This is a genomic window from Streptomyces hiroshimensis (genome assembly GCF_014650335.1).
Lineage (GTDB): Bacteria > Actinomycetota > Actinomycetes > Streptomycetales > Streptomycetaceae > Streptomyces > Streptomyces hiroshimensis.
Genome location: NZ_BMUT01000002.1, coordinates 130815 through 154094 on the forward strand (window position 1 = coordinate 130815; position 23280 = coordinate 154094).

General features: G+C 70.4%; 27 protein-coding genes, 1 tRNA gene and 1 riboswitch. Of the genes, 20 read left to right on the forward strand and 8 right to left on the reverse strand.

The genetic code is table 11. The annotated features are described in order from the left end of the window. The first annotated feature begins 110 nt into the window (after positions 1-110). From IE241_RS05905 to rdgB, 4 genes are all read left to right on the forward strand, one after another. Positions 111-344: a PTS sugar transporter subunit IIB gene (locus tag IE241_RS05905; RefSeq protein WP_030369451.1), complete on the forward strand. Its 234-nt coding sequence runs from the start codon at positions 111-113 to the stop codon at positions 342-344. 88 nt (positions 345-432) lie between these two features. Next, positions 433-1164, forward strand: coding sequence for a ribonuclease PH (gene rph / locus IE241_RS05910; RefSeq protein WP_190020572.1), 732 nt, complete (start codon positions 433-435; stop codon positions 1162-1164). 106 nt (positions 1165-1270) lie between these two features. Further along, entirely contained in the window at positions 1271-1651 is a 381-nt protein-coding gene (locus IE241_RS05915; protein WP_190020573.1) for a hypothetical protein, read from the forward strand. A 38-nt stretch (positions 1652-1689) separates the two neighbouring features. Next, positions 1690-2292: an RdgB/HAM1 family non-canonical purine NTP pyrophosphatase gene (gene rdgB / locus IE241_RS05920; protein WP_190020574.1), complete on the forward strand. Its 603-nt coding sequence runs from the start codon at positions 1690-1692 to the stop codon at positions 2290-2292. A 101-nt stretch (positions 2293-2393) separates the two neighbouring features. Here the strand turns inward: rdgB and IE241_RS05925 are convergent. Further along, a tRNA-Leu gene (locus tag IE241_RS05925) sits at positions 2394-2477 on the reverse strand. A 92-nt stretch (positions 2478-2569) separates the two neighbouring features. Next, positions 2570-4063, reverse strand: a complete 1494-nt coding sequence (locus IE241_RS05930; RefSeq protein ID WP_190020575.1) for an MFS transporter — start codon at positions 4061-4063, stop codon at positions 2570-2572. Between the two features lie 234 nt (positions 4064-4297). Between IE241_RS05930 and IE241_RS05935 the strand changes: the two genes are divergently transcribed. Continuing rightward, the gene (locus tag IE241_RS05935; RefSeq protein ID WP_190020576.1) at positions 4298-4825 is read left to right on the forward strand and encodes a hypothetical protein; all 528 of its coding nucleotides are present in this window, start codon (positions 4298-4300) and stop codon (positions 4823-4825) included. After that, positions 4825-6066 (forward strand): sensor histidine kinase, encoded by a 1242-nt coding sequence (locus tag IE241_RS05940; protein WP_190020577.1) that lies wholly within the window; start codon positions 4825-4827, stop codon positions 6064-6066. The genes IE241_RS05935 and IE241_RS05940 overlap by 1 nt, the downstream gene beginning before the upstream one ends. A 44-nt stretch (positions 6067-6110) precedes the next feature. Here the strand turns inward: IE241_RS05940 and bcp are convergent, their stop codons facing one another. Beyond that, complete coding sequence (bcp, locus tag IE241_RS05945; protein WP_190020578.1) at positions 6111-6578, reverse strand: thioredoxin-dependent thiol peroxidase; 468 nt, start codon at positions 6576-6578, stop codon at positions 6111-6113. Positions 6579-6719: 141 nt separating this feature from the next. On the opposite strand from bcp, the gene IE241_RS05950 reads away from it, so the two are divergent. The 3 genes from IE241_RS05950 to IE241_RS05960 all read left to right on the forward strand — a co-directional run bounded on the left by IE241_RS05950 (position 6720) and on the right by IE241_RS05960 (position 7870). Next, positions 6720-7040, forward strand: a complete 321-nt coding sequence (locus IE241_RS05950; RefSeq protein WP_190020579.1) for a DUF3618 domain-containing protein — start codon at positions 6720-6722, stop codon at positions 7038-7040. A 103-nt stretch (positions 7041-7143) separates the two neighbouring features. Continuing rightward, positions 7144-7446, forward strand: coding sequence for a GroES family chaperonin (locus IE241_RS05955; RefSeq protein WP_058046871.1), 303 nt, complete (start codon positions 7144-7146; stop codon positions 7444-7446). Between the two features lie 11 nt (positions 7447-7457). After that, positions 7458-7518: riboswitch (guanidine-III (ykkC-III) riboswitch) on the forward strand. A 31-nt stretch (positions 7519-7549) separates the two neighbouring features. Continuing rightward, complete coding sequence (locus tag IE241_RS05960) at positions 7550-7870, forward strand: DMT family transporter (RefSeq protein ID WP_058044297.1); 321 nt, start codon at positions 7550-7552, stop codon at positions 7868-7870. Between the two features lie 34 nt (positions 7871-7904). Here the strand turns inward: IE241_RS05960 and IE241_RS05965 are convergent, their stop codons facing one another. Continuing rightward, positions 7905-10286 (reverse strand): transglycosylase domain-containing protein, encoded by a 2382-nt coding sequence (locus tag IE241_RS05965; RefSeq protein WP_190020580.1) that lies wholly within the window; start codon positions 10284-10286, stop codon positions 7905-7907. A 334-nt stretch (positions 10287-10620) separates the two neighbouring features. Between IE241_RS05965 and IE241_RS05970 the strand changes: the two genes are divergently transcribed. Continuing rightward, positions 10621-11316, forward strand: a complete 696-nt coding sequence (locus tag IE241_RS05970) for a DUF1707 SHOCT-like domain-containing protein (RefSeq protein ID WP_373300591.1) — start codon at positions 10621-10623, stop codon at positions 11314-11316. A 37-nt stretch (positions 11317-11353) separates the two neighbouring features. Here IE241_RS05970 and IE241_RS05975 read toward each other — a convergent pair whose 3' ends face one another. After that, positions 11354-12679, reverse strand: coding sequence for an SGNH/GDSL hydrolase family protein (locus IE241_RS05975; RefSeq protein WP_190020581.1), 1326 nt, complete (start codon positions 12677-12679; stop codon positions 11354-11356). Positions 12680-13085: 406 nt separating this feature from the next. Here IE241_RS05975 and IE241_RS05980 point away from each other — a divergent pair, with 406 nt between their 5' ends. From IE241_RS05980 to IE241_RS06010, 7 genes are all read left to right on the forward strand, one after another. Continuing rightward, complete coding sequence (locus IE241_RS05980; protein ID WP_190020582.1) at positions 13086-14384, forward strand: DUF445 domain-containing protein; 1299 nt, start codon at positions 13086-13088, stop codon at positions 14382-14384. Between the two features lie 189 nt (positions 14385-14573). Then, a complete protein-coding gene (locus tag IE241_RS05985) occupies positions 14574-14771 on the forward strand; it encodes a DUF3311 domain-containing protein (RefSeq protein WP_229898843.1) in 198 nt (65 codons plus the stop codon). A gap of 41 nt (positions 14772-14812) precedes the next feature. After that, the gene (locus tag IE241_RS05990; RefSeq protein ID WP_229898938.1) at positions 14813-16273 is read left to right on the forward strand and encodes a sodium:solute symporter family protein; all 1461 of its coding nucleotides are present in this window, start codon (positions 14813-14815) and stop codon (positions 16271-16273) included. 114 nt (positions 16274-16387) lie between these two features. Then, the gene (locus tag IE241_RS05995; RefSeq protein ID WP_190020584.1) at positions 16388-16897 is read left to right on the forward strand and encodes an RICIN domain-containing protein; all 510 of its coding nucleotides are present in this window, start codon (positions 16388-16390) and stop codon (positions 16895-16897) included. Between the two features lie 234 nt (positions 16898-17131). Beyond that, positions 17132-18241: an amidase domain-containing protein gene (locus IE241_RS06000; protein WP_229898845.1), complete on the forward strand. Its 1110-nt coding sequence runs from the start codon at positions 17132-17134 to the stop codon at positions 18239-18241. Positions 18242-18373: 132 nt separating this feature from the next. Next, a complete protein-coding gene (locus IE241_RS06005; RefSeq protein WP_190020586.1) occupies positions 18374-19231 on the forward strand; it encodes a fumarylacetoacetate hydrolase family protein in 858 nt (285 codons plus the stop codon). Positions 19232-19328: 97 nt separating this feature from the next. Further along, positions 19329-19571 (forward strand): hypothetical protein, encoded by a 243-nt coding sequence (locus tag IE241_RS06010; RefSeq protein ID WP_190020587.1) that lies wholly within the window; start codon positions 19329-19331, stop codon positions 19569-19571. On the opposite strand, the gene IE241_RS06015 is transcribed toward IE241_RS06010, so the two are convergent. Beyond that, complete coding sequence (locus IE241_RS06015; RefSeq protein ID WP_308433635.1) at positions 19556-19798, reverse strand: DUF397 domain-containing protein; 243 nt, start codon at positions 19796-19798, stop codon at positions 19556-19558. The genes IE241_RS06010 and IE241_RS06015 overlap by 16 nt on opposite strands. After that, positions 19795-20658 carry a helix-turn-helix domain-containing protein gene (locus IE241_RS06020; RefSeq protein ID WP_190020589.1) on the reverse strand — a complete coding sequence of 288 codons (864 nt, stop codon included), beginning with the start codon at positions 20656-20658 and terminating at the stop codon, positions 19795-19797. Before IE241_RS06020 ends, IE241_RS06015 begins: the two co-directional genes overlap by 4 nt. A gap of 199 nt (positions 20659-20857) precedes the next feature. On the opposite strand from IE241_RS06020, the gene IE241_RS06025 reads away from it, so the two are divergent. Continuing rightward, the gene (locus tag IE241_RS06025; RefSeq protein WP_190021111.1) at positions 20858-21205 is read left to right on the forward strand and encodes a hypothetical protein; all 348 of its coding nucleotides are present in this window, start codon (positions 20858-20860) and stop codon (positions 21203-21205) included. Next, positions 21202-21438 carry a DUF6255 family natural product biosynthesis protein gene (locus tag IE241_RS34905; protein WP_373300592.1) on the forward strand — a complete coding sequence of 79 codons (237 nt, stop codon included), beginning with the start codon at positions 21202-21204 and terminating at the stop codon, positions 21436-21438. The genes IE241_RS06025 and IE241_RS34905 overlap by 4 nt, the downstream gene beginning before the upstream one ends. A gap of 7 nt (positions 21439-21445) precedes the next feature. Here IE241_RS34905 and IE241_RS06030 read toward each other — a convergent pair whose 3' ends face one another. Then, a complete protein-coding gene (locus IE241_RS06030; RefSeq protein WP_190020590.1) occupies positions 21446-22306 on the reverse strand; it encodes a helix-turn-helix transcriptional regulator in 861 nt (286 codons plus the stop codon). A gap of 151 nt (positions 22307-22457) precedes the next feature. Between IE241_RS06030 and IE241_RS06035 the strand changes: the two genes are divergently transcribed. Next, entirely contained in the window at positions 22458-23267 is an 810-nt protein-coding gene (locus IE241_RS06035; RefSeq protein ID WP_190020591.1) for an alpha/beta fold hydrolase, read from the forward strand. Positions 23268-23280: the final 13 nt, after the last annotated feature.

Below are 23280 nucleotides of genomic sequence, written 5' to 3' on the forward strand. Positions count from 1 at the left end.
TCCTGTGCCGGATGGCGGACATTTGCCCGCATAGTTGGGCTGAACGTGGTTTACCGTGTGGAAGCCGGTCGGTGGTACCGCCGAAGGGCCGAAGACAACCAGGAGTGGACATGGCCAGCAAGGCTGAGAAGATCGTCGCCGGCCTCGGCGGCATCGACAACATCGAGGAGATCGAGGGCTGCATCACCCGTCTCCGCACCGAGGTGGCCGACCCGGAGCTGGTCGACGAGGCCGCGCTCAAGGCCGCCGGCGCCCACGGCGTCGTCAAGATGGGCACCGCCATCCAGGTCGTCATCGGCACCGACGCCGACCCGATCGCCGGTGAGATCGAAGACATGATGTGAGCCACCCGGCTCACCCGCGAAGGGCCCCGCTCCCGGAACCCGCAGGATCCGGAACGGGGCCCTTCGTGATGCCAGTAGGCTCATCACCATGTCTCGCATCGACGGCCGCACGCCCGACCAGCTCCGCCCCGTGACCATCCAGCGCGGCTGGAGCAAGCACGCCGAGGGCTCCGTCCTCATCTCCTTCGGAGACACCAAGGTCTTCTGCACCGCCAGCGTCACCGAGGGCGTGCCCCGCTGGCGCAAGGGCTCCGGCGAGGGCTGGGTCACCGCCGAGTACTCGATGCTGCCCCGCTCCACCAACACCCGCGGCGACCGCGAGTCCGTCCGCGGCAAGATCGGCGGCCGCACCCACGAGATCTCCCGCCTCATCGGCCGCTCCCTGCGCGCCGTGATCGACTTCAAGGCCCTCGGCGAGAACACCATCGTCCTCGACTGCGACGTCCTCCAGGCCGACGGCGGCACCCGCACCGCCGCCATCACCGGCGCCTACGTCGCCCTCGCCGACGCCATCACCTGGGCCCAGGGCAAGAAGCTGATCAAGCACGGCCGGCAGCCGCTCACCGGCACCGTCTCCGCCGTCAGCGTCGGCATCGTCGACGGCGTCCCCCTCCTCGACCTCTGCTACGAGGAGGACGTCCGCGCCGAGACCGACATGAACGTCGTCTGCACCGGCGACGGCCGCTTCGTCGAGGTCCAGGGCACCGCCGAGGCCGAGCCCTTCACCCGCGACGAGCTCAACGGCATCCTCGACCTCGCCGTCAGCGGCTGCGCCGCACTCGACGCCGCCCAGCGCGAGGCGCTCGCGGCGACGCTGTAAGCGACCGCCGGGCAACCACCGGAGGGATCCGGAGCGTTCCTACGGGCGTACGGCCGGGAAGACCGGGCCGTACGCCCGTAGCAGTCTCACAGGGGAGGGAACCCTCATGCCCGCACGTAAGGCAGCACTGGCACTGGCCGCCGCCGCGCTCGCCGTACCGCTCGCCGCCGGCTGCTCCACCGCCCAGAAGGCCGTGGACTGCGCCCGCCTGGGCCTGGAGATATCGGACGACGTCGACGACCTCCAGCGCAGCGTCACCGACACGGCGTCCGACACCGACAACGCGGGCAAGATCCTCGACAACCTCGAGAAGGACACGAAGAAGCTCAAGGACAAGAGCGGCAATGTCGACGTCGGCAAGGCTCTCGACCACCTCCAGAAGGCCATCGGGAACGTCCGCGACGCCCTGCGGGACGACAAGAACCCGGACCTCACGCCGCTGACGGACGCGGCGGGCGAGCTGTCGAAGGTGTGCACGTCGAAGTAGGCCGCAGCGGACCGGGGGAGGGCCGGGATAATCGCCGTATGAAGCGCCTGATCCTCGCCACCCGCAACGCCAACAAGGTCACCGAGCTCCGCGCCATCCTGGAGGCGGCCGGCCTCGACGTCGAGCTCGTCGGCGCCGACGCCTACCCCGAGATCCCGGACGTCAAGGAGACCGGCGTCACCTTCGCCGAGAACGCCCTCCTCAAGGCCCACGCCCTCGCCCGGGCCACCGGCTTCCCGGCCGTCGCCGACGACTCGGGCCTGTGCGTGGACGTCCTGAACGGCGCCCCCGGCATCTTCTCCGCCCGCTGGGCCGGCCGCCACGGCAACGACAAGGCCAACCTGGACCTCCTCCTCGCCCAGCTCTCCGACATCGCCGAGGAACACCGCGGCGCCCACTTCGCCTGCGCGGCGGCCCTGGCTCTGCCGGACGGCACGGAGCGCGTGGTGGAGGGCCGCCTGGAGGGGACCCTGCGCCACGAGCCGGCGGGCGGCGGCGGCTTCGGCTACGACCCGGTCCTGCAGCCCCTGGGCGAGAGTCGCACCTGCGCCGAACTGACGGCGGAGGAGAAGAACGCGATCAGCCACCGCGGGAAGGCGTTCCGGGGGCTGGTGCCGGTGGTGCGCGAGCTGCTGGGCTGAAGCACAGACGGAGCGGACCGCAGACGGAGCGGACCACAGGCAGAGCCGACCACAGACGGAAGGGCCGTCCCGCCGGTGCGGGACGGCCCTTCGTGTGTCCGTGCGGCCGGAGGGACTCGAACCCTCACGGGTGTTACCCCACTGGGACCTAAACCCAGCGTGACTGCCAATTCCACCACGGCCGCGAGGCGCTGACCATGCTATCGGGCCGGCCGCCGGCCCTGTAGGCGGACCGGCCAAGCCGGCCCGTGCGCACCTCCGCGCACCCCACGGACCGTCAGAACTTCGGTTCGGGGGACCGGGACGTGACGATCTCCTCCGCCTCCTCCCGCGTCGCCACCGCCGGCGGTGAGCCCTCCAGCGGCTGCCGGGCCGTCTCCCGCATGAAGGCGACCGCGACCATGCCGATCAGCGCAGCGCCCGCCGTGTAGAACGCCGGCGTCATGTCGCTGCCCGTGGCGTGGATCAGGGCCGTGATCACCAGGGGTGTCGTACCGCCGAAGAGGGACGTGGAGATGTTGTAGCCGATGGCCAGGGAGCCGTAGCGGACGTGGGTGGGGAAGAGGGCGGGGAGGACGGCGGACATCGTGCCGAGGAGACACACCAGGGGCAGGCCGAGCATCAGCATGCCGCCGAGGACCGCGGCGAGGCTGCCCTGCTTGAGCAGCAGGAACGCCGGGGCCGACAGTGCGACGAAGCCGCCCAGGCCCGCCATCAGCAGCGGCTTGCGGCCGATGCGGTCGCTGAGCCGGCCCACGCCGGTGATGACGGCCATCAGCAGGACCATCGTGGCGATGAGGATCAGCAGGCCGTGCGTGTCGTCGTAGCCGAGCTGGTCGGTCAGGTACGTCGGCATGTACGACAGCAGCATGTAGTCGGTGATGCCGTACGCCCCGGCCAGGACGATGCACAGCAGCAGCCGCGCCCACTGCGCGGTGAAGATCTCCTTGAGTTCGGTGCCGCCGGTCTCCTCTTCCTCCTCCAGCTTCCGGAAGGCCGGGGTGTCCTCCAGCTTCATCCGCAGGTAGAGGCCGACGAGGCCGAGCGGGCCGGCGACGAGGAAGGGGACGCGCCAGCCCCAGTCGGTCATCGCGTCGCCGCCGAGGGCTGAGGTCATGGCGGTGACGAGGCCGGCCGCGCCGACGTACCCGGCCAGGGTGCCGAATTCGAGGAAGCTGCCGAAGTAGCCGCGGCGCTTGTCGGGCGCGTACTCGGCGATGAAGGTCGCGGCGCCCCCGTACTCGCCGCCGGTGGAGAAGCCCTGCAGCATCCGGAAGCAGATCAGCAGCACGGGTGACCAGAAGCCGATGGCCGCGTACGACGGGATCAGGCCGATGGCGAAGGTGCCGGAGGCCATCAGCACCATCGTCAGGGCCAGGACGCGCTTGCGGCCGATCCGGTCGCCGAGCGGGCCGAAGAACATCCCGCCGAGCGGCCGGACGAGGAAGGCCACGGCGAAGGTCGCGAGCGAGGACAGCAGGCGCACCGTGTCGTTCCCGGAGGGGAAGAAGACGTTTCCGAGGGTGACGGCGAGATAGCTGTAGATGCCGAAGTCGAACCACTCCATGGCATTGCCGAGCGCCGCCGCCTTGACCGCCCGTCTGACCGTCCGCTCGTCCGTGACGGTGATGTCCGTGCGCCGCAGCCGCGGGTTGCGGCGGCGGGCGACGGCCCGGAAGAGGGCCGGGTGGCGTCTGACGGCGGCCGGGTCGTGCCCGGCGTTCCCGGCGGTCCCGTTGTTCCCGGCCTCGGTGCTGCTGCCGTTGGGCACGGCTCGGCCCCCTCACGGTTGCGCGGCGTTGCGTACGGGCCTGCGTCTGCACGCTGTGCCGCGGCTCAAACCGGTGCGCCCGCCGATAGGGAGATTGGTCACGCCCGGCGCCCGGCGCGCCCCGGAAGCTGATATAGGCATGAAGGGAACGCGCGGCCCGATTTCACCGTCCCTCACAGCGGGGACGTACAGCAGCCGGACCCACGAACACCGGAAAGACCAGAGAGAGGGCCGATGGCCGACCGTGTTGCGCCCCGCCGCCCCGGCATGCGCACCGTCCTGGCGATCTTCGCGGCGGTGACGGTGCTGGCGCTCGGCGGCGTGTGGTTCAGCCGGGCCGAGGACCGGTCGGGCACGGTCGCCAACGCCCCGAAGACGGCGGCGGCGCAGAAGGCGCACCCCGTCCGGGAAGCGGCGGAGGCGACGCCGGAGCGGGCCCCGCGGGAGATGCCGGGCGTGCGCGAGTGCGGGGTCGGCAAGCCGGTCGTGGAGCCGAAGATCATCACGCTGAACTGCTCGAACGCCGGGGTGGTGGCCAGCGACATCAAGTGGGACTCGTTCGGTGCCGACGGCGCGGACGGCTCCGGCGTGGTGCTGGTCTCGGGCGCGGCCGGCGGCGGTTCCCCGGCCTCCTTCCCGGCGCGGCTGCGGCTGTACGACGTCACGAAGGTCGACGGCATGATGGCCTTCACGGGCATCGAGGTCAGCTACACGGGTGCCACCCCCCATGCGAAGGCGAAAGAGGTGTACACGATCGCGTGATGGGTATCCGTGGCCGGATCGCCCTCGCGATCTCCTTCGTCACCGCGCTCGCCGTCGTGGTGCTGGGGCTGGCCGTGCACCACATCTCCGCGGCGGAGCGCGACCGGCAGGCCCAGGCCTACCAGGACGACCTGCTGAGTTCGGCGCTGCAGATCTACCAGCGCGACAGCACGCTCGCCCTGGGCGCCCAACTGGACGATGCGGCGCTGCCGTTCCCGCTGGCGCAGGCCGTGGCGCGGGGCCGCTCGGGTACGTACATCAGCGGCGGGGAGGACCCGCGGGTGTGGGCGGCCACGGCGGTCGGCGGCGACAAGGTGCTGTCGGTGTCGGCCCCCTACCCGGACCGCGATCCGCTGATGACGGCGCTGGACAAGGCGCTGCTGGTGGCGGGTGCGGCGACGGTGGCGCTGATGGCGGTGGTCGCCTGGTTCGTGGCGCAGAGCCTGTCGCGGCGGCTGCGGATGAGTGCGGCCGCGGCCCGGCGGATCGCGGCGGGCGAGCCGCCGGACGCGGAGGCGCTGGCGGCCGGCGGCCGGGACGAGGTCGCGGAGCTGGGCCGCTCCGTGCACCACATGGCGACGTCGCTGGCGGCGCGCGTGGAGGCGGAGCGGGAGTTCACGGCGGACGTCGCGCACGAGCTGCGCACACCGGTGGCCGGGCTCGTGGCCTCGGCGGAGCTGCTGCCGCACCCGCGCGCGGTGGAGATGGTGCGCGAGCGCGCGCAGACGATGCGGGTGCTGGTGGAGGACCTGCTGGAGGTGTCCCGGCTGGACGCCGGCCGGGAGCGCGCCCAGCTGGACGCCGTGGAGCTGCCCACGCTGGTGCGCGGGATCGTCAAGCGGGCCCAGGGCCAGCGCGGCGTGAACGACGTCGCGGTCGACGTGGTCGGCGAGGGCCGGATCGTGGCGACCGACGCCCGCCGGGTGGAGCGCATCCTGGTGAACATCCTGGCCAACGCGGCGAAGCACGGGAAGCCGCCGATCGAGGTCACGGTGGAGGGCACGCGGATCGTGGTGCGCGACCACGGCGACGGCTATCCGCCGGACCTGGTGGACCAGGGCCCGCGCCGCTTCCGCACCGCGGCCCCGGAGCGCGGCACGGGCCACGGCCTGGGGCTGACGATCGCGGTGGGCCAGGCGGTGGTCCTGGGGGCACGGCTGGAGTTCGGCACGGCGGACGGCGGAGGCGCGCGGGCGGTCCTGGAACTACCGGAGGCGGAGGCTCCTGCGGAGGGCGAGTGACGGATGACGGGCTTGAAGAGATCAAGCCCGCCCGGCGTCCGGCCTTACAGGCCCAGGTCCTTGATGATCTTCGCTACGTGGCCCGTGGCCTTCACGTTGTAGAGCGCGCGCTCGACCTTCCCGTCCTCGTCGACGATCACCGTCGACCGGATCACCCCGGTGACGGTCTTCCCGTACAGCTTCTTCTCGCCGAACGCCCCGTACGCCTCCAGCACCTTCTTCTCGGGGTCGCCGACGAGCGTGACCTTGAGGCTCTCCTTCTCGCGGAACTTCGCGAGCTTCTCCGGCTTGTCGGGGGAGACGCCGATCACGTCGTAGCCGTGGCCGGCGAGGAAGTCGAGGTTGTCGGTGAAGTCGCAGGCCTGCTTGGTGCAGCCGGGGGTGAGCGCGGCGGGGTAGAAGTAGACGATCACCTTGCGGCCCTTGCGGTCCGCGAGCGAGACCGGGTTGCCGTCGGCGTCGGGAAGGGTGAAGGCGGGGGCGGTGTCACCGGGCTGCAGTCGCTCGCTCATGGCTCTCCTCGGGTCGTGGGCCTGCGTCCCGAGCGTAGTCACCGGCCCGATCGGGGGTGCCGCGGGGCACGGGGTCCGGCGAGCTGACAGACTGTCGTCATCACTCATCATCACTCTTATCGAGACGACGGAGGCAGCGCGGTGTCGGAAGCCAGGACCCCTGCGCAGATCGAGGCGGACATCGCCCGCAGGCGGAGCGAGCTCGCCGTGACGCTCGACGAGATCGGCGTGCGGATGCACCCGGCCACGATCATGGGCGACGCGAAGGCGAAGGTCGCCGCGAAGGTGGACCACACCGCGGGCCGCGCCTGCGCGGCGGCGCACCGCCTGGTGTCGGACGCGAAGGCGCGCTTCACCACCGAGGAGGGCGCTCCCCGCCTGGAGCGGATCGTACCGGTGGCGATGGTCGCCGTCGGTGTGATCGGGCTGATCGCCGTATCGTCGAAGCGCCGCGGGGCGTAGCTCACATCCGCGGATCCGTGATCTGTGGCCGCGGGGCCGCGTGCGGGCGGGTACGGTCGTCTGCGTGAGTACGAACACCACGCACGACAAGCTGCCCATCCGGATGCTGCACGACCGCGTGCTGGTCCGGACCGACATCCCGGAGGGCGAGCGCCGGTCCTCCGGCGGCATCGTCATTCCCGCGACGGCGGCGGTGGGCCGCCGGCTGGCCTGGGCCGAGGTGGTGGCGGTCGGGCAGAGCGTGCGCACGGTGGAGCCGGGCGACCGCGTGCTGTACGACCCCGAGGACCGCGCCGAGGTCGAGGTCCGGGGCGTGGCGTACGTGCTGATGCGCGAGCGCGATCTGCACGCCGTGGCCGCGGAGCGGCTGGAGGGGTCCGAGGACTCGACGGGGCTGTACCTGTAGTACGCCCCTTTTGGTACGGTTGTCTGAACCCGACGAGACGCGCCGTACCGGGTCAGGACAAGACGACGCACCCCTGGAAACCGTCATCCACGGAGGTGCCGTCATGGCATGGGTCCTGCTCGCCGTCGCCGGTCTGCTCGAAGTCGGCTGGTCGATCGGCATGAAGTTCACCGAAGGGTTCACCCGGCTGTGGCCGAGCGTGTTCACCATCGCGGGTATCGCCGCCAGCATGCTGCTGCTGTCCCAGGCGGCGAAGTCCCTCCCCATCGGTACGGCCTACGGCGTGTGGGTCGGCATCGGCGCGGCCGGTGCGGCCGTCCTGGGCATGCTGGTCCTGGGCGAGCCGGCCACGGCCGCGCGGATCTTTTTTATTGTGCTGTTGCTGGTGGCGGTCGTGGGTTTGAAGGCGACCTCGGGCCACTGACCTGCCCGGCCGGGGCCGCCCGCGGCCCAGGTGGTCAGTAGTCGCCGCCCAGCAGGTCCCGGTCCAGGCCCCCGACCCCCCGCCCGTCCTTCGGCTCGTTCGGGATGAACGTGGGGATCCCCGGGAACGACGGCGGCGACGGCGGCCCCGTCGGGAAGCCCGTCGGCGGCCCGGTGGGCGGCAGCGGCGGGAACGACGGCGTGGGCGGCCCGGTGGGCGGCGCCGGCACCGACGGCGGCGCGGAGGTCTCCGGCGGCGCCGAGGTGACCGGCGGCTCCATGGTCGGGATCCGGGCGCCGCTCTCCAGCTCCAGGTCGAAGTCCTTGACCGGGGTGCCCCGCAGGGCGGCGGAGGTGTAGGCGGCCCAGATGTCGGCGGGGAAGCCGCCGCCGTTGATGCGGGCCTGCCCGGCGGCCCCGTAGAGGGACTTGTGCTCGCCGGTGTCGGAGTCCTGGCCCATCACGGCGACGACCGTCGCGAGATCGGGGGTGTAGCCCGCGAACCACGCGGCCTTGTCGTCCTCCGCGGTGCCGGTCTTGCCTGCCGCCGGCCGCCCCGCGGCCTGCGCGCCGCGGCCGGTGCCGTTGTCGACGACGCTCTCCAGGATCGAGGTGGTGGTGTCGGCGGCCGTGCGCGTCACGGCCTGCTTGACGTCCTTGGCGGGCAGCGGGACGATCTCGGCGCCCTTGGCGACCTTGTCGACCAGGGTGTACGCGCCGTGCCGCCCGTGGTTGGCGAGCGTCGCGTAGGCCTGGGTCATGTCGAGGACGCTGGCGTTGGCGACGCCGAGGGCGATGGAGGGGTTGGCGTTGAGGTCGGGGGTGTTCTCGGGGATGCCGAGGGCGACGGCCGTGTCCTTGACCTTGGCCGGGCCGACGTCCTGGGCCATCTGGGCGTAGACGGCGTTGACGGACAGGTCGGTGGCCTTGGTGACGGTGATCTGCCCGTACGAGATGTCGTCCTCGTTGGCGGGGGCATAGCCGACGGGCCCGTTCGGGCCCTGGACCGGGCGCTTGTTCGTGCCGTCGTAGAGCGTGTAAGGGGTGATGGTGCGCCCGTCCTGCGTGGACGCGTCGTTGGCGACCGCCGAGGTGAAGACGAACGGTTTGAAGGTGGAGCCGACCTGGAAGTCGCGCCGCGTGGCGTTGTTGACGAACTGCTTGGTGTAGTCGATGCCGCCGTAGAGGGCGACGACCTTGCCGGTACGGGGGTCGATGGAGGCCCCGCCCGCCCGCACGTACCGGTCGACCGTGCGGTCGTCGCTGAGTTCGTCCATCAGCTGTTTCTGCACGGCGCCGACGAAGGCGTCCTGCTTCTTCTTCTCGATGGTCGTGGTGATGCGGTAGCCGCCGCGGGCGAGCGTCTGCTCGTCGACGATCTTGTTGCTGGTGAGGTAGTCCTTGACCGCCTCCACCAGATAGCCGCGCTGGCCGGACATGCCGAGCCGCGCCCGCGCCTTGCCGGGCGCGGGGAACTTCATGGCGCTGCGGTCGGCCTGGCTCAGCCACTTCTTCTTGACCATGCCGTCGAGGACGTAGTTCCAGCGGGCGGTGGCGCGCGCCTGGTTCTCGGGGTGGGCGCCGACGTCGTACAGGCTCGGGGCGTTGAGGAGCGTGGCGAGGTAGGCGCCCTCGGCGGTGTCGAGCTTGTCGGAGTCCTTGCCGTAGTACGCCTGCGAGGCGGCCTGGATGCCGTAGGCGTTGCGGCCGAAGTAGCTGGTGTTCAAATAGCCTTCGAGGATGTCGTCCTTGCTCTCCTCGCGGTCCAGCTTGATGGCGATGAAGAATTCCTTCACCTTGCGGGTGATGGTCTGCTCCTGGCCCAGGTAGTAGTTCTTCACGTACTGCTGGGTGATGGTGGAGCCGGACTGCTTGCCCTTGCCGGTGACGGTGTTCCAGGCGGCGCGCAGCATCGCCTCGGGGTTCACGGCGGACTCGGAGTAGAAGTCGCGGTCCTCGGCGGCGAGCACGGCGTGCTGGACGTCCTTGGGGACCTTGCTGAGCGGCACGCTCTCGCGGTTCACCTCGCCGTCGCGCGCCAGCTGGCTGCCGTCGGCGTAGAGGAAGACGTTGCTCTCGGCGACCGCGGCCTGGTTGGCGGCGGGGATCTGCACGAGCATGTACCCGGCGATGAGGCCGCCCGCGACGAGCAGGACGATCAGCAGGAAGCCGCCCAGCACCATCCGCCAGGTGGGCAGGAGGCGCCGCCAGCCGGTGCGGCGGGGGCGGCCGTTTCCGTTGCCGCCGTTGCCGTTCCCGTTTCCGTTGCCGCCACCGGGCCGCTCCGGCCGCCCCGGTGTCCCGGGCCGGCCGCCGTGCCCGCCGCCGCGGCCCGGGCCGTTGGTCTCCCTGGGCGCCCAGCCCGCCGGTGCGCCACGGCCGCCCCCGGCGGCCCGCTGTGCGTGCTCGTCGCTCATGTCTGTAGGGACTCCTCGGCCGCCGCCGTTGGTTCGGTCACGGCGGCGCGGTCTCGTGTCGGGCGGTCCGCTGTGCTTCGTACACGTCGTACATCCCGTCGAACACTGTCGCATCATGCGTTCCGCGCCAATGGCGCGTTCGGCACACCGGGCAGACCCGGCTCGGCCGTCCGGGTCGGGCGCCGGCCGCTCCGGGGGGTGAAAACCGGGGCCGACGCTGCCGAGGTTCAACGACCGGATGCGGTACGAGATGCGCCCCGGCGGGGCCGTTGCGGTGAATGTCCCCTCTGGGAGAACAGCCCGAATCGATTCTTCCGCTCGCTACGCTGTTCGTATGATGAGCGAACTTCCTGACATGCGGGCCTCCGACGCGGAGCGGGAGCGCGTCGCCGAGGCCCTGCGCGAGGCCGTCGCCGAGGGCCGGCTGACCATGGAGGAGTTCGAGGAACGGCTGGAAGCGGCCTACAAGGCGCGCACGCACGGCGAGCTCGAACCCCTCGTGCGCGACCTGCCCGCCCCCGGCGCCGTCGTCTCCCTCACCAAGCCCGCCGGCGCGACCGCGCCCGCGCCGTCGGATCCGAGCTGGGCGGGGCGCATCGGCGGCCCCGCGGGCGGCACGGTGGCCGTCGGCGTCCTGGGCGGCTTCCAGCGCCGGGGCACCTGGACCGTACCCCGCCGCTTCACCGCCTTCGCCTTCTGGGGCGGCGGCGAGATCGACCTGCGCGAGGCGCGCTTCGAGGACGACGAGATCGTCATCCGCTGCTTCGCCGTCATGGGCGGCGTGCAGGTCATCGTGCCGCCCGACCTCGACGTGCACGTCGGGGGCATCGGCATCATGGGCGGCTTCGACGACAAGGCCTCCGGCCCGGGCACCCCGGGCTCCCCGCGGGTACGGGTGACCGGCTTCGCCTTCTGGGGCGGGGTGGGGGTGGACCGGAAGGTCACGCGCGAGGAGCGGCAGCGGCTCCGCGAGGAGCGGCGTGAACAGCGGCGGCTGGATCGCGAGGAGCGGGGTAAGTCGCTGGAGTAGGGCGCTCACCGGGAGCCCGGGGGCGAAGCCCCCAGACCTACAGTGCTGCGGCCGCCTCGCCCTTCAGGCTTTCCAGGTCCAGCGCACGCGCCATGGCCTCGTAGCCCGCGTCGCTCGGGTGCAGGTGGTCCCCCGAGTCGTACGCCGGGAGCAGCTGCTCCGGGGTCTCCGGGTCCCTCAGCGTCCGGTCGAAGTCCACGACCGCGTCGAAGACACCGCCCGAGCGGATGATCTCGTTGACCCCCTGACGCGTCATCTCCTGGCGGTCCACCGCGCCCTTGTGCCCGCCGAACGGCATCAGCGTCGAGCCGACCACCCGCAGGCCGCGCGCGTGCGCCCGCTGCACCATCGCCCGCAGGCCGTTGACGATCTGCTGCGGGTTCTCGACCTGCGGCTTGCGCAGGATGTCGTTGACGCCGAGCGCCATGACGACGACGCGGGCACCCGTACGGTTGAGCACGTCGCGGTCGAAGCGGGAGAGGCCGCTGGGGTTGTTCGCCGCCGGCGAGGCCGAGTTGCTCAGGAGTATGCGGTTGCCGCTGATGCCCTCGTTCAGGACGCCGTAGCGCGGGGCGCCGGGCTCCGTGCGCAGCCGGGCGGCCAGGTAGTCCGGCCAGCGGCGGTTGGCGCCGACGGTGGAGGTCACGCCGTCCGTGATGGAGTCGCCGAGGGCGACGACCGCGCCGTGCGCCTCCTGGCTCCACACGTCCACGGCCGTCAGGTAGCGCCAGTACGGCGTCTTCGTGGTGTACGCGGTCCCGAGGGGCTCCTCGGTGTGGTCGCCGTGCGCGACGAAGGAGATCTGCCGGGCGTTCGGGTGGTAGGTGACCGGGCCCGACGGGGTCGGCGAGTATGTGGTGACGAGCAGGTCGGCCGCGGCCGGGACGGCCATCCGGACCGGGTCGCTGAGCAGGGACCCGCCGGCCGGCACGGTGGCCGTGGGCTGCCCGGCGAACGTCAGGCGCTGCATGCTGCCGGGTGCGGCGGCCGGGGAGCCGGGGGCCGCGGCCACGCCGAGCGAGGCGTGGGTGACGGCGAGTGGCAGGGTCCCGTAGAGGTTGGAAAGCTGGATGCGGGCGCCGGTGCCGCCGATGCTGGTGTGGACCACATTGCGGATCGACATGCCCGCGAAGCCCTTGGCGGTGTTCGGCTCGGCCGCGGCCGGCGCGGTGGCCCAGGAGCCGACCCATTCCCCGGAGGCGGCGGGCTCGGCGGAGCGGTGCGTCTCGTGCGAGCTGGTGACAGCCTGTCCGTCATGACCGCCGACCCCGATGAATATCGCGGTCGAGACGATGATCACCACGGCCGCCAGCGCGGCGAGGACGGCATAGGCCGTACCGCGGGGCAGGGGTGGCCTGTTCATTGCGGGTGTCTCCTGGAAGAGAGCGGAGCGGGAAGCTCCGGGTGCGGAAGCGGAACCGGGGACGGAAACAGCGACTGATCAGCAACAGCGCCCTCGCGGTCCGATCGCCGTTCCATGATCCCACGGGGGTCTCGGGGGTCGCCCGTCGGCCTGAGGGGTCACGCAACGTGTCACATGCGACTTGTCAGACGCGGGGAACTCCCGGTCCGTTCCAGGAGTAGGCCGGGTAAGGACAATGCACGGGAAGTCGGCTTGAACGGGTGGTGCGGATGAAACGGTCGCCGGGCGGGGGCGTGGGTACCGCCGATGAGGATGCGGGTACTGCCGGTGAGGATGCGGGTACTGCCGATGGGGACGCGGGTACCGCCGGTGAGGACGCGGGTACCGCCGAACGGGTGATGCGGTGATGTCCGCCAAACGGGTGATGCCCGCTCCGCTGGGCAGTCTCACCTACAGCGCGGCCGACGAGGAGAAACGCCGGGGAGTGCGGCGGATGAAGGCCCTCGCAACAGGGCTTTTGCTGGCCGTCGCACTGGTGTACGGGCTTGCGAAGTGGTCCCAGTCGGCGGGCGCGGGGGCCTGGGCCGGCTACGTGGCCGCCGCCGCGGAGGCCGGCATGGTCGGCGCCCTCGCCGACTGGTTCGCCGTCACCGCGCTCTTCCGGCGCCCGATGGGCCTGCCCATCCCGCACACCGCGATCATTCCCACGAAGAAGGACCAGCTAGGTCAGAGCCTCGGCGACTTCGTCGGCGAGAACTTCCTCAGCGGTGAGGTGGTGCGGGTCCGGTTGCGGGCCGTCGGCATCGGCTCCCGGCTCGGCGCCTGGCTCTCCCGGCCCGAGCACGCCGACCGGGTCACCGATGAGCTGGCCACGGCGGTGCGTGGTGCTTTGACCGTGCTGCGTGACTCCGATGTGCAGGCCGTTGTCGGCGAGGCCATCACCCGGCGCGCCGACGCCGCCGAAGTCGCGCCCGGCATCGGCGCGATGCTGGAGAAGGTCGTCGCGGACGGCGGGCACCGGAAGGTCGTCGACCTCGTGTGCGTCCGCGCCCACGACTGGCTCGTCGCCCACGGGGACTCCGTGATGGAGGCTGTCACCGGGGGTGCGCCCGGGTGGACGCCGCGGTTCGTCGACCGGAAGGTCGGCGAGCGGGTCTACAAGGAGCTGCTGCGGTTCGCCGGCGAGATGCGTGACATGCCTGACCATCCGGCGCGCGGCGCCGTCGATCGTTTTCTTGGGGATTTCGCGCGCGACTTGCAGTCCGATACGGATACGCGGGCGCGGGTGGAGCGGCTGAAGTCCGACCTGCTGGGGCGGGGTGAGGTGCAGGACGTCATCGCGTCGGTGTGGGCGTCGGTGCGGGCCATGATCGTGGCGGCGGCGGAGGACGAGCGGAGTGAGTTGCGGCTGCGGGTGCGGGCGGGGATTTTGTCGCTCGGGGCGCGGATGGCCGGCGACGAGCGGTTGCGGGAGAAGGTCGACGGGTGGCTGGAGGATGCGGCCGTTTACGTCGTGACGACGTACCGGGATGAGATCACGTTGCTCATCACGGACACGGTCGCGGGCTGGGACGCGGAGCACACGTCCCGGAAGATCGAGGCGCACATCGGGCGGGACCTGCAGTTCATCCGGATCAACGGCACGGTGGTGGGCGCGTTGGCGGGGTTGTGCATTTACGGGCTGACCAGGGGGTTGGGGGGCTGAGCCCCGTCCGTAAGGGGGCGGCGCCGGGCCCTCCGGGGTGGGGGTCCGGGGCCGTATATTTACGGGCCGGCGCCCCGGACGTCACGGGCACCCGCGATTGGCCCACAAATACACGTCAGCGCCCCGGACCCCCACCCCTGCGGTCCCGTCGCCTCCGGTCGCGTCCATCGACCCGGTTAGGGTCGGCCTGTGTTGAAACGTCCCGCCTTGTTGTGGTTGCTCGTTCCGTATGTGCTCTTCCTTGGGGTGCTTCCGCTCGTTGATCGGGTGCGGCCTACGGTTCTGGGGCTTCCCTTTTTCTTCTTCTGGCTGCTTGCCGCCACTCTGCTGACTCCTGTCGCCGTCTTCTTTGCATGGCGGGGCGATCGCAAGCGGGGGCGGGTGTGAGCGGCAACGCGGCGGTCGCGACGACCGTCTTCGGGGTCTTCATGGTGCTGACCGTGGCCCTTGGCTTGCTGGCCGTGCGTGGCCACGGACGCTCCACCGGCCTCGCCGAATGGTCCGTCGGCGGCCGTAGCCTCGGCACCGTCTTCATCTGGGTGCTGATGGCCGGCGAGGGCTACACCAGCTTCAGCTACCTCGGCGCCGCCGGGTGGGGTTACAACCACGGCGCTCCGGTGCTCTACGTCATCGCCTACATGTCCTGCGGCTATGCGATCGGTTACGTGGTGGGCCCGACCCTCTGGTCGTACGCCCGGCGTCACGGCCTGGTCACCATCACCGACATGGTCGCCCACCGCTACGGCCGCCCCTGGCTCGGCACGGTGGTCGCGGTCCTGGCGACCGTGTGTCTGCTCCCGTACATCCAGCTGCAGATCACCGGCATGGGTGTCGTCGTCTCGACCATCTCGTACGGGGCCATCAGCCTGAACTGGGCCTACTTCATCGCCTTCGCGGTGACGACCGGGTTCGTGGTGGTGAGCGGGCTGCGGGGGAGCGCCTGGGTGTCGGTGCTGAAGGACGTGATGGTCATTGTGACGCTGGGCTTTCTGGCGATCTATGTCCCGCATCATTACTTTGATGGTTATGGTCCCTTTTTGGACCGGCTCGTCGCGGAGAAGCCCGGGTGGCTGACGCTCTCCGGGCATGGTGGTAGTGGCCTTGACGCGACCTGGTTCGCGACCACGAGCTTCCTCAACTCGCTGACGGTCGTCATCTTCCCGACCACCGTGGCGGGGTATCTGGGCGCGCGCAGTGCCGACGCCTTGCGTCGTAATGCGGTGCTTCTGCCGTTCTACAACGTGCTGCTGTTCGTTCCGATGCTGCTGGGTATGGCGGCTCTCTTCGTGGTGCCGGGGCTGGTGGGTGCCGGGTCCAACCTGGCCTTGTTCAAGCTCGTGACCGACTCGCTGCCTGCGTGGGCGGTCGGAGTCACCGGTGTGGCCGCGGCCCTTTCGTCGATCGTTCCCATGGCCGTGTTCATGCTGGTCATCGGCACGATGTGGGGGAAGAGCGTGCTGGGGGTGATTCCCGCTCTGGTCGGCCGGCCGCGGCGGCAGCGGCTCGCGGCGCAGGTCGTCGTGGTCGTGGCGGGTGCGCTGGCGCTCGTTCTGACGTATCTGACGCCCAATACGCTCGTGCGGCTCTCGCTGATTTCGTACGAGGGGATGGCGCAGTTGGTCCCGATGATCCTGTTGGGGCTGGTGTGGCGGCGACTGACGTTGTGGGGCGCGGTGAGCGGGCTCGTGGTGGGAGGGGCGCTGGTGTGCGCCCTCGTCTTCACCGAACACGACCCTCTGTGGGGCGTGAACGCGGGCGCGCTCGCGCTGGGGGTGAACCTGGTGGTGGCCCTGGCGGTCTCCTGGCTCGGGCCGCGGCCGATCGATGACCGTCCGGACGAGGACGTGCTGGCGACCGATCCGCGACCGGAGGAGTCGGTTCCGGCATAAGGGGCGAATGCGTCGATTGCTTGGCCGGTTTCGGCACTTGCCGTAAGCAAAAGCGAATGGAAATGTTCGCGCTGTTCTCCGGATCGCATGGTTTCGACCGAATGGAGCGATGCAATGCGTGTCACCGGCAAGTCGATCTTTGCGGCGGCGGTACCGGCCCTGCTGGCGGGCACCCTCGTTGCAACAGGAAACCCGGCCGCGGCCGCGGATGTGCCTCCCGAGTCCTTTACCAAGTCCGTTCAGTCGTACCTCGACAACACCAACCTCGACGCCCATGAGGGCGCCGACATCTGGGCGAGAGACGCCGGCTACGCGGACCAGGTGTGGACGTTCGACCGAGTGGCGACCCAGCCCGACGGGCTGGGCGTCTACACGATCAAGAACACGCGCTTCGGTACGTGCATCACCGCCGCGGCCGTGCACAGCGCGGCGAAACTGGCCAAGTGCGACAAGGGCAACCTGGCCCAGCGCTGGATCGTGGACCTCACGCAGAGCCAGACCGAGATCATCAACAAGAAGTTCGAGGACACGGTGCTCCAGGCGAACGGCACCGACAAGGCCGTGACGGTCGAGGAGCAGGGCGAGGGACCCAACAATCAGTTGTGGACGCTGTACGACAAGTAGTGGTGGGTGGGGGTCGGCTGACGAAATGAGACCAGGCCGACGGGCTCGACTCGTCGGTCTGGACCATTTTTTGACCATACGCGTTCGGGAGAAGCCGCCGATCCATGCAATGATCACTCATACCACCGGTAATCCGAGGTATGTGCGAAGATTCCGTCCCCGGTCCGCTCGGACCGGGCGACAAGGGGAAACATCGTGCACATAACGAGATTCAGAGCCGCTGTTGGGGCGGCTGTGACGGTGGCCGCGACGGCCGCTCTCCTGCCCACCTCGGCCGCGTTCGCGGCGGGCAAGCCGGAGTCCCGCACGGCGGACAGCGCGACGGTCGAGGCCTTCGGGCGAATAGCCGACGCCGTACTGAACGACCGCACCTCGGTCCTTCTGGACTCCCGCTCGGCCGACCGCAAGGCGACCAAGCTCGACGGGAAGGCCCGTCTCTCCGCCGGCCTCTCGAAGGCCGAGGACACCGGACTGTCGTCGCTGAAGATGCGCAAGTCCTGGCTCGCCGCCCTCGGCGAGGCGTACACGGACGCCGACACCAAGACCTCGGTCGACAAGACCACCGTCAAGGGCGACCGGGCCACGGTCCGCGTCACCGAGACCACGGTTCTCACGTACAAGAAGATCCGCGGTGACGAGCCGTCGACCACCGGCTTCACCGCTCACCACGAGCTCAGCTTCTCCCTCGGCAAGGGCGGGAAGTGGGAGCTGACGGGTATTCGTCCGCAGGACGACGGCCCCGGCGCCATCAACGAGCCCCGCACGGCGGTGGCGGCGACCGGCAGCATCGACCTCAACGGCAGCCCGGCCTCGACCCGGTACCCCGGCAGCAGGAACGCCAAGCCGAAGAACCTGACCCCCGCCAAGGGCGGTCTGGACTACAAGGCCATGGCCGCCTACGCCGAGAAGTACTGGCGTAACTACAACCCCGCCTACCGCAGCTTCAACGTCGCGGGCGGTGACTGCACCAACTTCATCAGCCAGTCGCTGAAGGCGGGCGGCTGGAAGGACGTGCCGGGTTCGGACACCTCCGACTACCACAAGTGGTGGTACAGCAAGGCGAACCAGTCCGACTCCTGGGTCGGCGCCAACGAGTGGGCGTGGCACACGCTGTCCACCAAGCGGGCGGCGAACCTGTCGAACGTCTACCAGATGGACGTCGGCGACATCCTGCAGATGGACTTCGACGGTGACGGGTCCAAGGATCACTCGATGATCACCACGTACCGCAGCCGGATGGGCGTCCCGTACGTGACGTACCACTCGACCAACACCTACCGGAAGTCGGTAGCGAGCATCATCGCGTCGTACCCCGGGGCGATCTACTACGCCTACCGCACCTGAGGTGGCGTGGGCCACGTCCTGTCCTTGCCCTGGGCTGTCCTGGGCTTTTGGGCGGGGCGTGGCCCGCAAAGCGCTGTTCGCAGTCCGAAACGGCCCTTGCGGAGAACGCCTCCGTTCTTGGACGATCAAGCGATGAAACTGCTGCGTGTGGGGCCCGTGGGGGCGGAACGCCCGGCGCTGCTGGATGAGGACGGCACCCTTCGCGACCTGTCGGCGCTGGTGACCGACGTCGACGGCGCGCTGCTGGCCGACGCGTCCGCGCTGTCGCGGATACGGGCCGGGGTCGGCGCCCGTATCTTCCCCGCCCTCGACCCGGCCGGCCTGCGCACCGGCCCGCCCCTCGCCCGGATCGGCAAGATCGTGGGCGTTGGCCTGAACTACCGCCGCCTGGCCGCCGAGACCCGCTCCGTCGTCCCCGCCGAACCCGTCCTCTTCCTCAAGGCCGCGGACACGGTGGTGGGCCCCGACGACCCGGTCCTGCTGCCGCCCGGCAGCGAGAAGACCGACTGGGAGGTCGAACTCGCCGTCGTCATCGGCCGCCGGGCGCGCCGCCTGGAGACGGACGAGGACGCGCTGTCGGCCGTGGGCGGGTACGTCCTCGCGCACGACGTCTCCGAGCGCGAGTTCCAGTTCGACCGCGGCGGCGCGTGGGTCAAGGGCAAGAACTACGAGACGTTCACCCCGCTGGGCCCCTGGCTCGTCACCCCGGACGAGATCCGCGACCCGCAGGACGTGCGGCTGCGGCTGTGGGTCAACGGCGACCTCAAGCAGGACGACAGCACGGCCGACCAGATCTTCCCGGTGGGGGAGGTGGTCCGGTACGTGAGCTCTTTCATGACCCTGTACCCGGGCGACGTCATCCTGACGGGCACCCCGGCGGGCGCGGCCGTGAGCCGCCCGGACCCCAAGCCGTATCTGAGGGCGGGGGATGTGGTGGAGCTGGAGGGTGCGGGGCTGGGTCGGCAGCGGCAGGAACTGAAGGACGCGTAGCGTCCGGCGTCCGGCCTCCGGCGTGTAAGGCGGGGTTTTGCTCTGGTTGTAGGGCATATTTTCCGATATGCGGAGGACGCGGAGAACGAAGCCGGCGGTGGTCGCTGCGCTCGCCGTGGTGGCGGGCGTAGTACTGGTGTGCGCGTTCACTTTCCCGGCACCGAGGGGGGCGCCCGCGCCCCGTGAACGCCACGTCGCACCCGACGGCCGCGCCCTGGCCGACGACGGCCGCCCCACGGGCGTCGACACGCTGCTGGTGGGCGCGGGGATGGTCGCCGTCGGCGCGGGCCTGGCCCTCGGCGTCCTGGTTTGCAACCGGCCCCGTCAGAGGACCGGTTGAAAAACGTCCTCGCGGCGGCTGTTGCGTATGGAGTGCACGAAGGTCGCCCACGCGGCGGGTGACAGGGTCAGCGCGCCGCGGGGGCGGTCTTTGCTGTCGCCTATGGCGACGAGGTGGTCTTCGGTTGACTGCATCTCGATGCAATTCGGACCGGTGTCTGTGCTGTACGAGGACTTGCACCATGCATCTTCGGGCAGGTCGTGACGTATCACGGGGGAGTCCCTCACTCATGTTCAAGCCCGCGTGCGATCGACGCGATCAGCTCAATGGACCGTCCTGGCGGCAGCGCTGAGGAACGCAACTTGTCCAGAACGCGGCGGTACTTCGCAACGGTTTCATCATCCTCCAGGCAAAGTGCACCGTCGAGGTGTTCCACCTGTACGACGTCCAGGTCGAGCGGGTCCGGGTACGAGTAAAGCGCGAAGGATCCACCGGAGTCGGTGAACGACGTCTGCGTGAAGGGGATGACCTGAATCGTGATGTCGGGAGACTGGCTCAAATCCGCAAGGTGTCGAAGCTGCTCGGCCAGCACCTCTGGGCCACCGAACTGCTGGTGGAGTACGCCTTCTGTCACAATCGCCGTGTATTGCGGTGGATTTCCGCGCAGGAAGATGCTCTGTCGACTCATCCGGAGGTCGACAAAGAAGTCCAGCTGTTGCTCGGTCAGTGATGTCGAGGCGCCGGAGATGAGTGCGGCCGCATAGGTCTGGGTCTGCAGAAGCCCCGGCACGACCTGTGATTGGAACGCCGAGATCCGTGCGGCTTCGGACTCCAGGTCCAAGGCCTCTTTGAAACCGTCCGCGAGCATGCCGCTGTGGCGACGCCACCAAGTCCGCTTGTTGCCCTCGGATGCGAGTGCAACGAGCCACTCGCGCAGCTTCTCGTCACCGACGCCATAGAGGGTGAACAGGACCTCGAGTTCGAGTCGCGTGACGCGGTGCTGCCCGGTCTCCTGTCGGCTGATCTTCGTTCTGTCGCCATGGATCGCCTTGGCCGCCGCTTCAGGCGACACGCCTGCGGCTTCCCGTAGTGCTCTCAGCTCGGCGCCCAGCTTGCGACGACGGGCTGTGCGGCGCGGATGTTTCATGCTTCCTCCCCTGCTGGCCGTGCTCGCCCAGTGTGCTGCACGAGATCGGCGGCCTCGCTGGGCGATTGCGTCCGTCACTCACAGGGGTGAACTCTCCACTTTGGAGGTCAAATTGTTGCGGTCTAAGCGCGAGGAGGGCCATCGTGGATGCGCGGCTACGGCGGGTAGCGGCGGGTGCCGGGGGAAGGTTGCGGGAGCGATGACGTACAGGAACGGCGCGTTCGTGGTGGACACCCGGGAGGGGCGGATGGCACAGGTCATCGGCAGCGAAGGGCACTGCGTGCAGGTGAGGCAGCCCGGCGGCGGCCTGGAGTGGGAAGTCCCCTTCTCGTCCCTGCGGTTGGCGACAAGCGCGGAGCGAGCCGCGGCGCGTACGAACCCGGAATCCATGGGCCGCCCGACGATCGCCGACTGTCAGGAATGCCCGGCATTGAAGGCGGCCTGGTGGAAGGCGACGGTCGAGGGGGATCCCTTCAAGGCGGGGGATGCCCTCGTCGCGGTGCGGCGGCATTGGCGGTCGCACATGGCGGGCGGGGCGACCTCATGAGGCCCCAGTGCAAGCACACCGCAGGGTGGGCGCACCCCGCTCAGGGGGAGTCCCGCTGCAAGGCCTGCGGAGTCGTCCGCTTCGCGGACTATGGCGCGCTGCGCCCGGCAGGGCTGCCGAGCGCGCTCACCCCGAAACCGAGGGACGCCCGCCGAGCGGACCGCGCCGCAGCAACCCGGATCGCGAACCTGCCCCGCAGGACGGCGTGGTGGGGGCTGACCACAGCGGCGTAGGTGTACGTCAGCCCGCCGCGGCGAACTGCCCGTTACCCACGACCTTCAGCAGGGCCAGGCGCTCAGCCGTATCCGTGCCGGGGGGCGGGGTGTACAGGACGACGCGTTGGTCGCCGCACGGTGCGAGGAGCATCTGGCAGTCCAGGTCGACCGGGCCGATCAGCGGGTGCAGGACGCGCATGCGCGTGGCCCGGCGTACGGCGACCTCGTGCAGTTCCCACAGGCCCGCGAACTCCTCACTCGCGTCCCGCAGCCGCTGCACCAGGCGGGTCGCGGCGGGGTCGCCCGCGCGCCGTCCCACGGCTGCCCGCAGGTCGGCGACGTGCAGGCGGCTGTAGTAGTCGTGCTCCTCGGCCGGGTACGCGGCGCGCTGGGCGGGGTCGGTGAACCAGCGCCAGACCACGTTGCGCCCGTGTTCGGACACCGTGCACACGCCGCTCAGCAGGGCCTCGGCCATCGCGTTCTGAGCCAGGACGTCCCCGAGGTCGCTGAGCACCTGGACCGGTGTGGCCGGAAGCTGGTCCAGCAGGTGCAGGAGACCCGGGTTCACGTGATCGCCCGCGGTCCGGGCGGCGGGCGGGCGGCGGCCGGCGAGGAGGTGGAGGTGGTCGCGTTCGTCGGTGCTCAGGCGCAGGGCGCGGGCCAGGGCCGCGAGCATCTCGGGCGAAGGCTGCGGGCCGCGGGCCTGTTCGAGGCGGATGTAGTAGTCGACGGACATGCCGACGAGCTGGGCGACCTCCTCCCTGCGCAGACCCGGGGTGCGGCGCCGCGGGCCTGCAGGCAGACCCACGTCCTGCGGGCGCACCCGGTCGCGGGCGCGGCGCAGGAAGTCGGCGAGTTCGGAGCGGTCGATCGTCATGGTGATCATCCTGCCGGACGGCCCCCGGCTCAACCAGGGACTGCCGGTCCCAGGGTCGGCAAGGCTCTCCCGGCCTCCGCACGGGGGCGGCACTGTTGGTCGGGCCGGAGCGCAACCGCCCTGGTCAGAGCAGCCGCAGAGCATACGCAAGGAGCAATTCATGGCCACCGTCACCGTCAACGGCGCCCAGGTCCACTACGAGCGGACCGGCTCGGCGTCGGGCCCCGCGCTCGTCCTGGTGCACGGCACCGGATCGGCGGGCGCCGCCGTCAACTGGGGCCAGACCGCCCCCCGCTTCACCCCGCACCGCACCGTGATCACCCCCGATCTGTCGGGCACCGAGGCCACCGTCGACGACGGCGCGCCGCTGACCGCCGAAGGGCTCGCCGCCCAGGTCATCGCCGTCATCGAGGACGCGGCGGACGGGCCGGTCGACCTGCTGGGCTTCTCCATGGGCGCCACGGTCGCCGCCGCCGTCGCGGCGCTCCGCCCCGACCTCGTACGGCGGCTGATCCTGGTGGCCGGCTGGGCCCACACCGACAGCGACGAGTACCTGCGCAGCCTTTTCACCCTCTGGCAGAACCTCGGCACGAGCGACCCCGCATCCTTCGGCCGCGCCGTGGCGATGACCGGCTTCAGCCGCGGGTTCCTCAACACCATCGGCCGCGAGCAGTTCGAAGCCCTGATCCCCAATATGCCCCCCACCGAGGGCACGCTGCGCCACATCGCGTACGACCTGCGCGTGGACATCCGCCCCCTGCTGCCGCGCATCCAGGCCCCCACGCTCGTCATCGGCTGCACCCAGGACATCACGGTCCCGGTCGAACACAGCCGTGCCCTCCACGCCGCGATCACGGGCAGCGCGTACGCCGAGATCGACGCGGGCCACGTGGCGTTCTTCGAGCAGGAGGACGCCTTCGTCAAGCTCGTGACCGACTTCGCCGAAGGCGGCTCGGAGGCGGTGGCCTAGGCGGGAACGGCCG

Excerpts from the sequence above, each read along its gene's own strand:
- IE241_RS05905 (WP_030369451.1), top strand. The coding sequence starts at position 111 with ATGGCCAGCAAGGCTGAGAAGATCGTCGCCGGCCTCGGCGGCATCGAC.
- rph (WP_190020572.1), top strand. The coding sequence starts at position 433 with ATGTCTCGCATCGACGGCCGCACGCCCGACCAGCTCCGCCCCGTGACC.
- IE241_RS05915 (WP_190020573.1), top strand. The coding sequence starts at position 1,271 with ATGCCCGCACGTAAGGCAGCACTGGCACTGGCCGCCGCCGCGCTCGCC.
- rdgB (WP_190020574.1), top strand. The coding sequence starts at position 1,690 with ATGAAGCGCCTGATCCTCGCCACCCGCAACGCCAACAAGGTCACCGAG.
- IE241_RS05935 (WP_190020576.1), top strand. The coding sequence starts at position 4,298 with ATGGCCGACCGTGTTGCGCCCCGCCGCCCCGGCATGCGCACCGTCCTG.
- IE241_RS05940 (WP_190020577.1), top strand. The coding sequence starts at position 4,825 with ATGGGTATCCGTGGCCGGATCGCCCTCGCGATCTCCTTCGTCACCGCG.
- bcp (WP_190020578.1), bottom strand. The coding sequence starts at position 6,578 with ATGAGCGAGCGACTGCAGCCCGGTGACACCGCCCCCGCCTTCACCCTT.
- IE241_RS05955 (WP_058046871.1), top strand. The coding sequence starts at position 7,144 with ATGCTGCACGACCGCGTGCTGGTCCGGACCGACATCCCGGAGGGCGAG.
- IE241_RS05960 (WP_058044297.1), top strand. The coding sequence starts at position 7,550 with ATGGCATGGGTCCTGCTCGCCGTCGCCGGTCTGCTCGAAGTCGGCTGG.
- IE241_RS05965 (WP_190020580.1), bottom strand. The coding sequence starts at position 10,286 with ATGAGCGACGAGCACGCACAGCGGGCCGCCGGGGGCGGCCGTGGCGCA.
- IE241_RS05970 (WP_373300591.1), top strand. The coding sequence starts at position 10,621 with ATGATGAGCGAACTTCCTGACATGCGGGCCTCCGACGCGGAGCGGGAG.
- IE241_RS05975 (WP_190020581.1), bottom strand. The coding sequence starts at position 12,679 with ATGAACAGGCCACCCCTGCCCCGCGGTACGGCCTATGCCGTCCTCGCC.
- IE241_RS05980 (WP_190020582.1), top strand. The coding sequence starts at position 13,086 with ATGTCCGCCAAACGGGTGATGCCCGCTCCGCTGGGCAGTCTCACCTAC.
- IE241_RS05990 (WP_229898938.1), top strand. The coding sequence starts at position 14,813 with ATGGTGCTGACCGTGGCCCTTGGCTTGCTGGCCGTGCGTGGCCACGGA.
- IE241_RS05995 (WP_190020584.1), top strand. The coding sequence starts at position 16,388 with ATGCGTGTCACCGGCAAGTCGATCTTTGCGGCGGCGGTACCGGCCCTG.
- IE241_RS06005 (WP_190020586.1), top strand. The coding sequence starts at position 18,374 with ATGAAACTGCTGCGTGTGGGGCCCGTGGGGGCGGAACGCCCGGCGCTG.
- IE241_RS06020 (WP_190020589.1), bottom strand. The coding sequence starts at position 20,658 with ATGAAACATCCGCGCCGCACAGCCCGTCGTCGCAAGCTGGGCGCCGAG.
- IE241_RS06025 (WP_190021111.1), top strand. The coding sequence starts at position 20,858 with ATGACGTACAGGAACGGCGCGTTCGTGGTGGACACCCGGGAGGGGCGG.
- IE241_RS34905 (WP_373300592.1), top strand. The coding sequence starts at position 21,202 with ATGAGGCCCCAGTGCAAGCACACCGCAGGGTGGGCGCACCCCGCTCAG.
- IE241_RS06030 (WP_190020590.1), bottom strand. The coding sequence starts at position 22,306 with ATGATCACCATGACGATCGACCGCTCCGAACTCGCCGACTTCCTGCGC.
- IE241_RS06035 (WP_190020591.1), top strand. The coding sequence starts at position 22,458 with ATGGCCACCGTCACCGTCAACGGCGCCCAGGTCCACTACGAGCGGACC.